This is a genomic window from Acidobacteriota bacterium, from assembly GCA_016713675.1.
Classification (GTDB): domain Bacteria; phylum Acidobacteriota; class Blastocatellia; order Pyrinomonadales; family Pyrinomonadaceae; genus OLB17.
Genome location: JADJOS010000001.1, coordinates 1,060,247 through 1,074,554, shown reverse-complemented (window position 1 = coordinate 1,074,554; position 14,308 = coordinate 1,060,247). Strand labels below are relative to the sequence as shown.

At 53.6% G+C, this 14,308-nt stretch carries 12 protein-coding genes; 5 read left to right on the top strand and 7 right to left on the bottom strand.

Annotation, left to right across the window (positions count from 1 at the left end):
- Nucleotides 1-71: 71 nt before the first annotated feature.
- From IPK01_04840 to IPK01_04830, 3 genes are all read left to right on the top strand, one after another.
- Nucleotides 72-476, top strand: a complete 405-nt coding sequence (locus IPK01_04840; protein MBK7932820.1) for a transcriptional repressor — start codon at nucleotides 72-74, stop codon at nucleotides 474-476.
- Nucleotides 477-497: 21 nt separating this feature from the next.
- The gene (locus IPK01_04835) at nucleotides 498-1,085 is read left to right on the top strand and encodes a peroxiredoxin (protein ID MBK7932819.1); all 588 of its coding nucleotides are present in this window, start codon (nucleotides 498-500) and stop codon (nucleotides 1,083-1,085) included.
- Between the two features lie 110 nt (nucleotides 1,086-1,195).
- Nucleotides 1,196-1,663 (top strand): redoxin family protein, encoded by a 468-nt coding sequence (locus IPK01_04830; GenBank protein MBK7932818.1) that lies wholly within the window; start codon nucleotides 1,196-1,198, stop codon nucleotides 1,661-1,663.
- Between the two features lie 121 nt (nucleotides 1,664-1,784).
- Here IPK01_04830 and IPK01_04825 read toward each other — a convergent pair whose 3' ends face one another.
- From IPK01_04825 to IPK01_04800, 6 genes are all read right to left on the bottom strand, one after another.
- Entirely contained in the window at nucleotides 1,785-2,264 is a 480-nt protein-coding gene (locus tag IPK01_04825; protein MBK7932817.1) for a DUF4112 domain-containing protein, read from the bottom strand.
- A 77-nt stretch (nucleotides 2,265-2,341) separates the two neighbouring features.
- Complete coding sequence (locus IPK01_04820; protein ID MBK7932816.1) at nucleotides 2,342-4,396, bottom strand: peptidylprolyl isomerase; 2,055 nt, start codon at nucleotides 4,394-4,396, stop codon at nucleotides 2,342-2,344.
- A gap of 319 nt (nucleotides 4,397-4,715) precedes the next feature.
- Nucleotides 4,716-5,609, bottom strand: a complete 894-nt coding sequence (locus IPK01_04815) for a hypothetical protein (GenBank protein ID MBK7932815.1) — start codon at nucleotides 5,607-5,609, stop codon at nucleotides 4,716-4,718.
- 80 nt (nucleotides 5,610-5,689) lie between these two features.
- Nucleotides 5,690-6,529, bottom strand: coding sequence for a TIGR00159 family protein (locus IPK01_04810; protein MBK7932814.1), 840 nt, complete (start codon nucleotides 6,527-6,529; stop codon nucleotides 5,690-5,692).
- Nucleotides 6,530-6,717: 188 nt separating this feature from the next.
- Nucleotides 6,718-7,791 carry a rod shape-determining protein gene (locus IPK01_04805; protein MBK7932813.1) on the bottom strand — a complete coding sequence of 358 codons (1,074 nt, stop codon included), beginning with the start codon at nucleotides 7,789-7,791 and terminating at the stop codon, nucleotides 6,718-6,720.
- Nucleotides 7,792-7,844: 53 nt separating this feature from the next.
- On the bottom strand, nucleotides 7,845-9,521 hold the full coding sequence (locus IPK01_04800) for an FHA domain-containing protein (GenBank protein ID MBK7932812.1): 1,677 nt from the start codon (nucleotides 9,519-9,521) through the stop codon (nucleotides 7,845-7,847).
- A 60-nt stretch (nucleotides 9,522-9,581) separates the two neighbouring features.
- Between IPK01_04800 and IPK01_04795 the strand changes: the two genes are divergently transcribed.
- Nucleotides 9,582-10,718, top strand: coding sequence for an aminotransferase class V-fold PLP-dependent enzyme (locus IPK01_04795; GenBank protein ID MBK7932811.1), 1,137 nt, complete (start codon nucleotides 9,582-9,584; stop codon nucleotides 10,716-10,718).
- A gap of 98 nt (nucleotides 10,719-10,816) precedes the next feature.
- Nucleotides 10,817-11,185, top strand: coding sequence for a hypothetical protein (locus tag IPK01_04790; GenBank protein MBK7932810.1), 369 nt, complete (start codon nucleotides 10,817-10,819; stop codon nucleotides 11,183-11,185).
- Here the strand turns inward: IPK01_04790 and IPK01_04785 are convergent.
- Nucleotides 11,182-14,250 carry a sigma 54-interacting transcriptional regulator gene (locus tag IPK01_04785; protein MBK7932809.1) on the bottom strand — a complete coding sequence of 1,023 codons (3,069 nt, stop codon included), beginning with the start codon at nucleotides 14,248-14,250 and terminating at the stop codon, nucleotides 11,182-11,184. The two genes, IPK01_04790 and IPK01_04785, sit on opposite strands and share 4 nt — an antisense overlap.
- Nucleotides 14,251-14,308: the final 58 nt, after the last annotated feature.

Sequence of the window (14,308 nt, the reverse complement as noted above, 5' to 3'; positions counted from 1 at the left end):
TTCATAAAATTAGAATTATTCTAAATCTAACAAGTTGGCTCGCATATTATTACGAGCCAACTCAGAGGGCTATGAAATCGACTGAGATACAAGATCTGGGATTGACGCGGCAGCGTGAAGTTGTGCTGTCGGTCATCCGTGCATCGCGAGAACATCTGACCGCAAGCGAGGTATTTACTAATTCAAAAGCAACGCTGCCTAGCATCAGTTTCGCAACGGTTTACAACAGCCTGCGGTTTCTAAAAGATGCAGGCCACATTGCCGAGATACAGTTTGGTAACGGTGCCAGCCGGTTTGACCGGATGACCACGCGGCACGATCACGCGATCTGCACAAAATGCGGCACGCTTGCCGATATCGAGATGGAGCATCCCGCTGATCTCGTCGTCCGGGCCGCCGCCATGTCCAATTTCGAACCCGAATTCATAGAGTTTACTTTACGGGGCATTTGCCCTGATTGCATTGATAATAAATAAACCAAGGAGTTATACATAAACATGTCAACAGCTACAGCAACTGCATTCTCGACCGAACCGACGGTCACATTGGCCAAGGTCGGCCAACCGGCACCGAATTTCGATATGCCGTCAACCAAGAATATCGAGACCTTGAAAGAGAACGTCAAGCTTTCTGATTACAAGGGCAAATGGCTCGTCCTGTTATTCTATCCGCTCGATTTCACGTTTGTCTGCCCGACAGAGCTTACAGCATTCTCGGATCGTTTAGAAGAACTCAATGGCGTCGGGGCCGAGGTTATCGGCATTTCGACCGACTCGGTACACTCGCACCGTGCGTGGATCAATACGCCGCGTGATAAGAACGGCATCGAGGGTCTGCAATATCCGCTTGCGTCCGACGTCGGCGGCAAATTGGCCCGGGCTTACAACATCCTCGTCGAGGAAGCCAACATCGCTCTTCGCGGCCTTTACATCATCAATCCCGAAGGCATCCTGCAATATGCCGTCGTTCACGATCTGAACATCGGACGCTCGGTCGACGAAACGCTTCGCGTGCTGCAAGGCCTCCAGACCGGCGGATTGTGTTCAGCCGATTGGAAACCGGGCCAGGAAAACCTAAAGGTTTGACAGTAGATTAACCGCAGACGAACGCAGATAGACGCAAATTGATTTTCATTTATCTGTGTTCATTTGTGTGCATCTGCGGTTAATTTTTTTACGAGGTGAATATTATGCCAATGAGAATTGGAGATGCGATGCCGCCGCTCGATGGAGCGACCACATGGTTCAACGGCTCGCAGGACGATACAACTGAACAAATCAAAGGAAAGCCGACGCTCGTCCATTTTTGGGCGGTCTCGTGCGGGATCTGCAAAGAAAAGATGCCGCAGCTTCGCGAGCTGACGGCCAAATACGGCGAACAGGGTTTGCAGACCGTCGCGATCCACATGCCGCGATACGAGGCCGACACCGACCTCGACACGGTAAACGAAGCGATCACCGAACATCAGATCACCGAACCGACAGCGGTCGATAGTTTACACAAACTAAAGGATGCATTCCAAAACGAACAGGGCTGGGTGCCTGTCTATTATTTATTCGACGCCGACGGCAAACTGAAAACTCGTGCCGCCGGCGAATTCGGCATCGGCGTGCTCACCACAGCACTCGACAAAATGTTTGCAGCCGAAGCCGCTGCTGCCTAAGCAGCAAAGCGGGGTGCGGTTAGATTGCCAGTCCTGCGGAAATTCAGCGATAGATGGGCACGGAGATGATCAAACATTTGACCATCTCCGTGCCCATCTGTATTTGTCCTTGGGTAAGATCCTAAGAGTTCGATAGGCTCGACAAGATCCAGTACAGAAGAAATACGCTCGAAAAGATCGATCCGACCAGCAATGCTCCGAGCAAAAACATCAGGACGATCACAAAGAGATAGTCGCTCGCAGTTCCCTTACCGTGTCCTGCGGCACGGGTGCGAATGAGGTCCATGTTCTGCTGGTTCGCCTTCCAAACAAAATCAAAAGCATCGCCGACAAACGGCACAGACCCGACTATATAGTCGAGCCCGAGGTTGAACGCCATCCGCAAGAGTGTGATCTTGGGCACGCCGTAGCGGACGCCCGCAAACAGGATATACAGCGAAGGTAGGAACGTCAGCGTATCGCCGACATTCGGTATCAAACCTATCAGAGCATCTAGGCCGAACCGCCAGCCTGTGCCCGGAACCTTGAATAATCCGTCGAGATAACGCGACAGATCATCCAGCCCTTTTTCGATCTCAATCTGTTTCTGAATATCAGCCATAATGGGTCTTTTGCCACGAATTACACGCATAAAAAGCCCCTATTTGTGTCATTCGTGTAATTCGTGGCTATCTTTCCTTATCGTCCGACAACAGTCACTTTGAGGATCTTATCGCCGCGTACGATATTGTCCACGACCTTCATTCCCGTTTCATCGACGCGGCCGAAGACGGTGTAGCCGCCGTCGAGGTGAGGCTGCGGCGAGTGCGTGACGAACCATTGCGAGCCGCCCGTGTCTTTGCCTGACAGAGCCATCCCGACGACGCCTCGGTCAAAGCCTCGCCAATTTATTTCGCAGCGGATCGACCAGCCCGGGCCGCCATTGCCGTCGCCGCGAGGGTCGCCGTCTTGCATCACAAAATTGGGCACGACGCGATGCACCTCAAGTCCATTAAAATAACCGCTGCGTGCTAGCTTGACCCAATTGTCCACCGTCAGCGGAGCTTCCTCCGGAACGAAGACGATCGTGAATGCACCCTTCTCGGTCGTCAAAACGGCCTTGACTGAACCGTTCTTCCGCGATAAGGCCCGTCGATAATCGAGATCCGAATTGAGCAATTGCCCCTGTTTTGTTCCAAACGCAGACACATATGGCTGAACCTGATCCTGTTTCTTTTCACGAGCGAACTTGACCATCATCGGGAGGCCGGGCGACGTCTTCTCGAGTTCTTTGTCATCTAAGAGTTCAAAAACCTTTGTGCGGACCAAATAATCACGAGAATTGAGGGCCATCAACAGCGAACCCGTAGCCGCCTTTTTGTCGAGTTTTGCCAATGCGTCCAGAATCGCGAGCATCGCGTCGTTGTAATATTTGTCCTTGAGTAGTGAGACCGTAAATGCTTTTTCCAGAGCTGCGAAATTCTCTTTCGTTAGAGGGCGTTCGCCCAAAAGCTCGGCGGCGGAGGCACGTATGAAAACATCGTCATTCGCCAACTGGCCGCGTAATACCTGGTTGAGGTTGTCCGGCTTCAGTGCTGCTAATGAACGCGTCAGATCAGGCATTGCACGCAGCATCTTTGCCTGATCTTTTGCTTTTACGCCCGTCGCCATTCCTGATACAAAACGAGTCAGCTGTTCTCCGGCCTGTGCGTTCAGGTCGTCGTTCTTTAACGAAGCGATCTCGGCCATTCCCTGGCCGTACGCTGCGGCGGCGTTCGGATCCGTGTACGTAAAAATGGGCTCAGCGTCTTCCGCAACATAAGCCTTTGGAGCGATGCGTGCGAACGCGATCTCGGTCTCCGGCGATGCGAGGCCATCGACGGCACGAAAATGTCGCAGAAAGGTGATCGCCTTTGTATTCTCGGTACCCTGCAGCAAACGCCCGAGAGCCGCCATTACCTCGAGAAGTTCACCGTTCTCGACCGGTTTGCGAAATTTCGATCTTCCGCGCAGCTCTAGCAGCGCGTTGCCGCGTTCGATCAACTTGTCCGCAACGCTCGCGTCCTTAATTGCGGCCAGCGACCGAATACAGGCCACACGAACTCTTAGATCATCGCCATTCACAGCGTAGTCGAGCAACAGCGGCAACGCCTCTTTGTCCTCCGCAGCACCGAGGACCCGAGCCGCGTTCGCACGAACGACAGCGTCCGGATCACGCCGCAGCAAGCCGCGTATCACGTCGAGCCTCTGCTTAGACCGCAAACGCGTCAGAGTGTTCAAGGCGTCTCCACGAACACGCGCATCGGTACTATCCAGGAATTTCGCAACCACGACATCGCCCCCGTCGGGCCGCGTACGCAGAATTGCGGTCAATCCGTATACCACTACTTGGCTGATCGGTACACCGCTTTTTAGCTCGTCATCCATCACGCGGACTATCGCGGACTTGAGATCATTCAAATTCGCGTCTTTCGCATTCGCCGCAACGATCTTTCCCGCCGCCTCGACCGCTCGCGACAGCACGTCTTTGTCTCTTTTCGAATAGCCCGACTCTGCCTTGAGTACATCAAGCACAGCTTCGCCGCCGTCGGCAGATTCGATCTCACCCAGAGCAAAGACCGCTGCCGTCCAAACACGGCCCTGATTCTTAGTGTCTTCGAACAAAGCCGCAAGAGCCGGCACCGCACGTTTATCACCGATCCGACCCGCGGCCAATGCCGCACGCTCGCGAACCGCGAAATTCGGCGATTTCAACAATCCCTCTAGTACACTATCGTACCGCCGTGCGTCTTCGGCTTTGAGGATTTGGACGGCGGTTACCAACGGAACCTGAGCCTGCGCAAAGATGCAAGACAAAATGACAACAATTAAAACAAACAAAATTTGAAATCTTTGATTCATATCAGTAGATCTTTTAATTCTAACGTTGACGCGATAGGACCCCAAAACTGCGACGAAAAGGCCCATGCACCGGCAAACGATCGGTGTTTTTCAGGATCCGTGGGTTCGAACCGAAACCGTACAAATGGCCTCGACAGTAGTAAAAAATCAGACGAATTTGCCGCCAAGTTCTCTATCTGATCCTCGGATCTCTGACCTCAATCTCGCTTGGGAGATCAAATTTGGGCACATCTATGCCGTTTTCGTCTTTGGTAATGACAACTCTGATGTCGGCAGGCTTGATCTTCGCTAGGGCAGTTTTCAGGCCATAGAGGGTCGCATTGACGTTACGGCCGTCGACATTGATAGAGATAGTGCGCTCGATGCGCTTTTCGCCTACGCGGACGAAAACATCGACCACCGTGTTATATATCGTGATCTTGTTGTTCGCAACCGTTACCGGTATTTGCCTGGCGGTGAAATCTTCGCGGCGGCCATTCAAGGGAATCTTGTCGGTCAGAAGCTGATCGATCGCGCCGACGAGGCTCGCAGGCCCTCGGACCTTCACTTTTTGCGGCAATGTTGTCGGTTCGCCATAAACCTCAAATCCGGTTTCCGGGGTGCCATCTGTCACCGCCTTGACTGATATTTCACGTTCTTCGATCGCCTCAATTGTGACAGCAATACGGCTCGGTTGCAGATCAACGACCTTTACTCCCTCAGGCAGCGGAACGGAAACACTTTCGGGCGTCAGCGTAAGAACACTCTCGCCGGGGGCGAGTTCGGTCAGATCAACGTAGGCGATCATGTCGTTTCGGCGTATCTGTTCGATCTTTTCGTCGACGCCTCTAACGCGGATCTCAACCTCCTGGACAGGAGCATTTGTCACCTCTGCGTTATCCAAAAGGCGAAAATTAAGAGGAACCGTGAAGCGGTCACTGGTTTGCTTACCCTTACTGATCACGGTCACTCCGAGCCAAAGCCCGAACGTGATCACCAGAGCAACCAGCTTCATCACCCAGTCCTCCAGAAAGATCTTGCGGATGATGTTTCTGACGAATTGCTTGTTCGGTTTATCGGACATCATTTGGAACTGAAAACGAAAAGTTGAAAACGGAAAGCTAAGATAACATTCTGCGATCTATATTTTCCACTTTCAATCTTCCACTAGCTTACTGTGATATCTGTTTCTATCTCTTTCAAAGCCTTTGCTGTTTCACGTCTGGTTTCGACTAGCGGGATATCCATTGCTTCGAGCAGAGCTTTTCTTAAGGCTGTCGGATCGAGGTTGCGGCGGACGTTGCCGGCTTCGACAAATGTGATCAGGCCGGTTTCTTCGGAGACGACGATCGAAATGGCATCTGAGCCCTCTGTTATGCCGATCGCAGCACGATGTCTGGTTCCCAATTCCCTCGATACTTCGGGGTTTTTGGTCAGCGGAAGAAAGACGGAAGCGGCAGCAAGCCTTTCGTTTTGAATAATTACAGCTCCGTCATGCAACGGCGTCGACGGGTTGAATACCGTCACAAGCAGGTCGTAGCTGATCCGGGCATCGATCTGAACTCCAGCGTCGATGAAGTTTCGCAATCCGATGTTTCGTTCGATGACGATCAGAGCGCCGGTTTTTTCGGAAGCAAGCGTCGTGACAGCTAGGACAATTTCGTCGTATACGCTGCCTCCAAATTGAGCGCGTTGGCGCTTCAAGATCGGAAATCGAAAACGGTTGGCAAAGTAGATCAACGCCTGCCGGATCTCGGACTGGAACAATACGATGATCGCGATACCGATATAGACGACCGCATACCGTAAGACAAATTCGAGCGTCGAAAGATCCTGTGCAACGGCGAACCAATAAACCAGCGCCAAGATCACCATACCGACCACTGTCGGCACCGCACGTGTTCCACGAAGCAGTTTGAGGACGACATACACGATGGCAAACACGAGAACAATGTCGAGGACATTTCTCAGAGTTGCGATCGTCGGAATGTAGTCAGAGAATTGCATCTAAAAAGCCACCGGAACCACTCAGTTTAGAGCGTTGATCGCCTCATAGAATAACACAGAACCGTTCGGTCGTTTAGTATTTGTGAAACGCCTGAGAAGTAGATATTTCCTGCTATCCGAGGAGGAGCAAAATCACTGTCGAAACGAATTTGGGAAGATCGCAAAGCTGAAATATATCGATTAATGATCTAAACCTCGAATGGTATCTCGGCACTTTGGAGAACCCTAAGTTCATTGATGGCAACCCGTTCAAGGAGGTCCTGGTCGTCGAACATCTTGAGCAGGCCGTTGACCGTTGCATAACGCGGCTCCTCGGCGATGGTCACGGGCAGTTTAATGAATTCGCGAAGATATTGATCGATGCCTTCGAGCAGTGCACCACCGCCCGTCAAGATAACCCCGCGGTCGTAGATGTCAGCCGCCACTTCGGGCCGGAGCTCGGTCAAAGTGTCTTTCACACGAAGTGCAATCTTGCGAACTACGGCCTCGACGATCGGATAAACCTCTCCTGCCGTGATCTCGACTGCTCCGGGCCCGCCGGTCTGCACATCGCGGCCGCGGATCTCGATCGATTTTGAAAGGTCATCAGGCAAAAAGGTCGACGAAAATTTGGTTTTGAGAAATTCAGTCGTTTCTTCGCCGACCTGCAGACCGCGGTGGCGTCTGACGTGCGTAGCGAGGCTTTCGTTGATAGCGTTACTTCCGTTGCGGTCTGAGGTCGAATGGACTATCGAACCTTTGGCAACAATCGCGATGTTCGTCGTGCCGGCACCGATATCGACAATAGCCGATGCTCGTCGGTCCGTGGACAGAACACCGGCACCAAATGCTGCAGCGAGGCCCTCTTCCATCATATAAACTTTGCCGATGCCGGCCGAATCTGCGGCGTTGACGAGTGCACGCTGCTCGACATGCGTTACGTCCGACACCATGCTCATCACGGCATGCACCGATATATTAGAACCTCCGGAGCGTGCCTTTTTGACAAAGTGCTGGAGCATCTTCTTTGTCCGTTCAAAATCACCGACGACACCGCCGCTGAGCGGTGCGCGAACCACGACGTCGCGACCCTCGCGTCCCGTCATGTCGAACGCCTCGTGGCCAAAGGCTACGATCTCTTCGTTCATCTCATTGATCGCGACAAGCGACGGCTCATCAAGGACGACACCGCGGCCTTTGACGGCGATGATCGTACTCGCAGTCCCGAGATCGATCGCCATCGAGTCTGTAACAAGTTTTTTTAGCGAAGAGATCTTTAGCATATTGGTTGAGACGCCAAGATTATAGACTTATTCCGCAAATGAATCCACTTATTTCAATCCCATTTTAACTCAAAAAGTTCAACAGGCTGCATGCGATTTTTTACCAAGAGCGGAGTCAACGGCGTCACGGGAAAGATGTTGCCGGCGGCCATTTTGGTTGCCTCGCTGATCAGGATCTGGCCACCGCCGGCGTTTTGTTCGAGGCGGGCGGCGAGGTTTACGGTGTCGCCGATAGCGGTGTACTCGGAACGCTTATCCGAGCCGATGTATCCGACTGTTGCTTCACCGGTATGTAGTCCGATACCGATCTGGACGGAAGGAAAGCCCTCCGCCCGAAGTTCACCATTCAACATCTGAACACGCTTTTGCATCGTAACTGCTGCTTTTACAGCATTTACCGGGTCTGATGGTGTTGCTGTCGGAGCGCCGAACAATGCCATCAGGCCGTCGCCGATGTATTTATCGAGCGTTCCGCCGTGGGCAAAAATGATGTCCGTCATCGCCGTAAAATATTTGTTTAGCAGGCCGACGATCTTTTCGGGATTGGCTCTTTCGCTCAACGAGGTAAAACCGCGAATATCGGCAAACAGCACCGTGATCGTCTGATTCACGCCGCCAAGCTTGAACGAATCGGGATTATCAAGCATCTGTTTTACGACGTATTCCGGCATAAAACGGCTGTAGTTGGCGCGTGCGACCTCTTCGCGGGCGAGGCGTTTGTGAGCTTTTACGGTCTCGACTGTGACGGCCGTTTGAGCGGCCACGGCGCTGATCAGTTCGAGATGATCGGCGGTGAATGCGGCGAAAGGATCGAGCCGGTCGGCGTAAACGACGCCGTGAACATTCGACTGCGTGATCAACGGAGCACAGATCGTGGAGCGCACGCCTTGCGAAACGATCGATTCGGCGCCTTGAAATTGCTCGTCCGTTTTGGCGTCCTGCGACAGAATGGCGATCTTGTCGGCCATCACTTTTTGCGTGATGGTGCGGCTGACGGTGAGTTTTTCGCTGAGTTGAGCAATGCTCTCGTCGCGCGTTTTAGCGCCGACCTGATAGAGGCTGTAGCTTAGGATCTTGCCGTCGACCGTTTCGTCGGCGAGAAGAGCGATTACGCGATCGGCGGGCGTGCCGCGAAAGATGAGGTCGGTCGCTTTTTCAAATATCTGCTCGAGATCGAAAACGGTGCCGAGCGTTTTGCTCATCTCATAGAGCAGATCAAGGATCTTGGCCTTGCGACGCAGATCTTTGATCTCGTCGGGCGTCGCCTCGGTCGATTCCATTGCGAGGTTCGATTGGCGGCCGATGATCTCGTTGGCCGACATCTGGACCATCGTGTGGCCGAGCGGAGCATCGTCATATTTGACATGAACCGGAACGGAAGCAGAAAACGATGATTTCTCAGGTGCCGCCGGGGCGATCTTCTTGAAAGCAATCGTGCTCTCGCCGATCATGATCACATCGCCATTCTCGAGCAGGCGTTCTATATTCGCCACGCCGTTCACAAAAACGCGGTTGACGCTGCGGACAACCGCTCCATTCTCAAAATAGCCGTCGTGCAGCAGAAATCCGTCGCCTGAGGTAGTGATAAAGGCGTGTTTTCGCGAGACGCGGCGGTCGTTGAGGACGATGTCGTTCTCCTTTGCACGGCCGATGGTATATTCGCGGCCCGAGGTGACGCCCAATTCCCATGTGCGTCCGTTTGGTTCGGTGATCGTAAGTACTGCGTTCAAGATATTTATGATTGTAAATGTTAAATTAGTAAAACGTAAATTGCGTGAGAGAGTGGAGCGATGATCTATTTTGATAACAATGCGTCGACCGCGGTCGCACCGGAGGTTTTCGACGCGATGAAGCCGTTTCTAACCACCGAATTTGGCAATCCGTCGTCCGGTCACGCCGCTGCGTCAGCAGCACGCTCGGCCATAAAACAGGCACGAGAGAATGTCGCCAAAATGCTCGGTGCGAGTGACCCGGGCGAGATAGTTTTCACGTCCGGCGGGACTGAGAGCGACAATTGGGCGATACTCGGAGCGTTAGAATTACAGCCCGAAAAGAAACACATCGTGACAACCGCGGTCGAGCACGAAGCCGTGCGAACGATGTGTAAAAAGCTCGAAAAACAAGGCTGCGAGGTCACGTGGCTCGGCGTCGACGAGCATGGCGGGCTCGATCTCGACGAGCTGAAAGATGCATTGCGCACGGACACGGCGATCGTGTCAATAATGACGGCAAACAATCAGACGGGCGTGATATTTCCTGTTGCCGAGGCGGCGGCGATCGTCAAGGCTAACTCGGACGCGCTGTTTCACGCTGACGGCGTCAATGCCGCGGGCAAGATGCCCATCGACCTTAAGACCATACAGATCGACATGATGTCGATCTCGGGGCACAAATTTTACGCGCCCAAGGGCATCGGCGCATTATATATTCGCAAAGGCGTCGATCTGCCATCGTCGCTGATCGGCGGCGGGCAAGAGAACGGACGGCGTGCCGGGACCGAGGCTGCACATCAGATTGCCGGGCTCGGTGCGGCAGCGGCGTTGGTCAATGATCATACGTTGCTCGAGCGAATTCGCACTCTGCGTGACCGTCTGGAGAGCGGCATATTGGCGTCGATCCCGAATGCGAGTGTCAACGGCGGCGGAAACCGCCTCCCGAACGTTACGAACATCTCATTCGAGAATACGAACGGCGAAATGATCATGCACGAACTCGATGAGATCGGCGTCTGCGTATCGACCGGCTCGGCATGCAGCGACGCGCACCGCAAAGCGTCAGGCGTGCTCGCGGCGATGAACTTACCGTATTCGCGTGCGATGGGCGCGATCCGGTTTTCGCTCGGAAAGTATAACACCGAGGCTGAGGTCGAATATGTCCTAGATAAACTGCCCGCGATCGTCGAAAGACTGAATGCGATGGCGGTGTAGGTAGGCAGAAGTCAGTAGGCGGAAGCCGGTAATTTGATGCTTCGGATGTCAGATCGTCGGATTCGAAGCTATTTAAGAAAAGTCAGGGAGAGAGAAAATTGAAAAAGCACATCATATTTTGTTCGTTTGTCGCGTTGTTTGTTTTTGGGGTCTTCGCGGCTGAGTCAGGCGTTTCGGCGCAGGAGATCACCGGCGGCTATGGTGACGCGTCCGTTCTGGATAAGGACGTTCGCAAGGCGGCGAATGTCGCTATCGCCAGCCGTTCGCGTTCGACCGGCAAAACGCTGACGCTGGTCCGCATCGTCAAAGCCGAGGTCCAGGTCGTCGCCGGCCTAAACTACCGCGTTTGCATGACGGTCCGCGAAGGCCGCAAACGCTCAAAGACCGTCACGGCGGTCGTCTACAAAGATCTGCGAAACCGTCGCACGCTTAGCCGCTGGAAAGCCGGCGGATGTTCGGAACTCTAGGCAGCCTTTTCTATTCCATACCGCGACAATTTGAGGTAAAGGCCGCGGCGTGTCAAGCCTAGTTCGTTCGCTACTCGCGAGATGTTCCAGCTGTGGCGGACGAGCGATGCTCGGATGAGCTGCATTTCGAGTTCGGTGACAGCGTCCTCGAGTGTGCCGCCTTCGGCGATGTTCGTAAACGGCGAAAACGATCCGTCGTAGCTCGTGATCGGCCGGACGTTGTCTTGGTTCCCGAACGGCGTGAGCGGCTGCGAGCTGCGTTTCAGCTCGGGTGAAAGGTGATCGGGTGTGACGACCTCATTATCGACCGCTCGAGCGATGACGCGTTGGACCTCGTTGCAAAGCTGGCGGACATTGCCGTCCCAACTGCTCACCATCAGCATATCGATCGTCTGCGGCGTGAACGTTATATTTCGCTTGTTGAAGCGTGCCGAATAATGGTTGATGTAGTAATTGACGATCGGCGGTATCTCGCTGCGGCGTTCGCGAAGCGGCGGTACGCGAAGGCGAATTACGTTCAAACGATAGTAAAGATCCTCGCGAAATGTGCCGTCGGCGACCTTTTCTTCGAGCGGCATGTTCGTCGCCGCGATGATGCGGACATCGACCTTGAGCGGGCGTTTGTCGCCGAGCGGCTGGATCTCGCCTTCCTGCAAGAATCGGAGCAATTTCGGCTGAACATCGAGCGGCAGGTCGCCGACCTCATCGAGAAACAGAGTGCCGCCGTCGGCCGTGCGGATCGTTCCGGGCGAATCTTGAACGGCACCGGTAAATGCGCCTTTTTTGTAGCCGAACAGGTGGCCTTCGGCGAGTTCCTTGGGAACGGCAGTACAGTTGAACGGAACAAAGACCCTGTCTTTACGGTTGGAAAGCGTGTGAATCGCACGCGAAACCAATTCTTTACCGGTGCCTGATTCGCCGGTAACGAGAACGGTCACGTCGGACGAACGGATCTTGTATACCTCTTCGACCAGCGATGTCATCGCCGGCGATGAGTGAATAAATCCGGGCATCAGACTGTTTGACGTGTATGGCGACGCGTCCTGTTCGGTCGGTGTCGACTTGTCCCGTTCGCGAAGTGCGACGACGTCCATTCCAAGTTCGACGACGCGAAGCAGCGGTGCGAGCGAACTGTCGTCATTAAGCACAGCACCCGACGCCGGTTGGATGATCAGAAACGCCGGAGCGGCCGCACTTCCCCGCAGCGGCAAAACGGCGATGTTTTTTGTCCGGGCGAAATTCTTTTCGTCGTTCTTGTTTTGTGCATCGGTCAGTTTTCCGACGAGCTCGTTACTTTCGATCGGGGAATACCCGTGTGTGATAAATGGATACAGACGCTTTTGATCGTTGACCTCGGCGATGATTATCTTTTTGGCATTGCTCTCCTGTTGCAGTACTGCTACGAGTTCGCGGAACAGAAGTTCGCGGGACGCCGTCGCCTCGGCAAGTCGGACGGTCAGGAGTTGCGATACTACTGAGTTTGCTCGCTTGCTCGTTACCGTCGCGGGTTTAGCGATCTTTGCTCGTTCCACTCGAACAAGTTCTTTGGCGATCGAGTCCGTAAATGTCTTGATGCCGAGCTTGCGAAAGATATCGGCCGCCGTAGTGAGGCTCTTACGGGCACGATCTGTGTGGCCTTCGTCAAGATTTACACCGAGCAGATAGTGAAGCAGACCGGTGTGATATAGATCTTCGCCCGCCTCGAATATCGTCAGGCTGCGGCTGAAATGATGAATCGCGAGTTCGTTGTCTTCGTCGGCAAGAGCGGCGAGGCCGCGGATGCGCTGAATATTGCCGAGAACGAAAAAGTCTGCTGACGGGTCATTATCCTCGATGACGCGGAGCGAGTTTTCGCATTCTTCGACGCCGCCCTGGCTGAGATAACTTTCGGCAAGGACCAGCCCAGCCATATTGGCGTAATGCTTACCACCGATCTCGGCGGCAAAATCGATCGTCTCACGTGCCTTTTCGATGGCTTTTTTGAATCTCCCTTGTGCGAGATAGAGCCGGGCGAGATTGCGCATCGGCTGGATCGTGTACCAGGCGTGCTTGTGTTGATGTGCGACGCCGACGGCCTTGTTAAGAAAATCTTCAGCTTCGTCGAGTTCGCCGCGGAGCAGTTTCAATTCGCCGAGCGAATCGTAGATGCCCGCGACATGAACGTACTTCTGTCTGAGTCCTATTTCGAGCGCCCGATGGATCATAGCCTCGGCCTTGGCCCATTCGCCGATCAGCATCAGGTTGATGCCGAGATTGTTATAGGCAATGACCGAATTCAATGCGTGATCTGTCTGCTCAAAAAATTCGATCGATTTTTCGAGACATTCGACGCCGTCCTGCGGTCGACGAAGGAACCAGTATGCGCCGGACATGTCGGTGTAGAGTTTTCCGAGCATGAAAGGAGCTGAATTCTCACCAATGATCTTGATACCGAGTTCAAAGAATTCGAGCGATCTTTCGCTGTTTCCTTCCTGGTGAAAGCTATTGGCGATCTCACGATATGCTTCAGCCATACCGAGCCACACACCATTCTCACGAAAAAGGTCAAGGGCCTTTTGACCGTAATCGCGGCAGATCGGATATTCGGCGAGCTTTCGGTATACGCGTGCAAGTGCAATATCGATGTTTCCCAGCAGGCCGGCGAGTGCTGCGTCCTCTGCCTTTTGTCGCGTTTCTTTGAGGAGCGTCACAGCCTTGGGCTGTTCACCCATGTTGTTGTAGGCAATGGCGAGCTGCGTTATTACGCGAACCTGCGCTTCGGGTTCGAGTTTTGAGAGGTTCTCTTCATCCTCGAACGGTTTGACTGCCTCGAGCGATTCCTGATATCGGCCGATAGTCTCGAGCGTAAATGAAAGAAGGCGTTTGAGATGGGCAAATTGATCCGGCGTAAACGCTATTGCCGAGGTCGCTTTGTCGATGATTTTTTCAGCCTCGCCCGATAGGCCTTCGCGGAGCTTCTGGCCGATGCTGGCGAAGAGTCCGTCAATTCTTTCAGGCGACAGATGGAGCATTCGAGCATGATCGTCGACGGACTTCTCCTTAGCTGAGGTCGTTGCGTTTTTCATTTTCGTTTGCGTAAGAAGACGGTCAATACGAGCCCGATTTCAGTAATCGGCGGCGTAA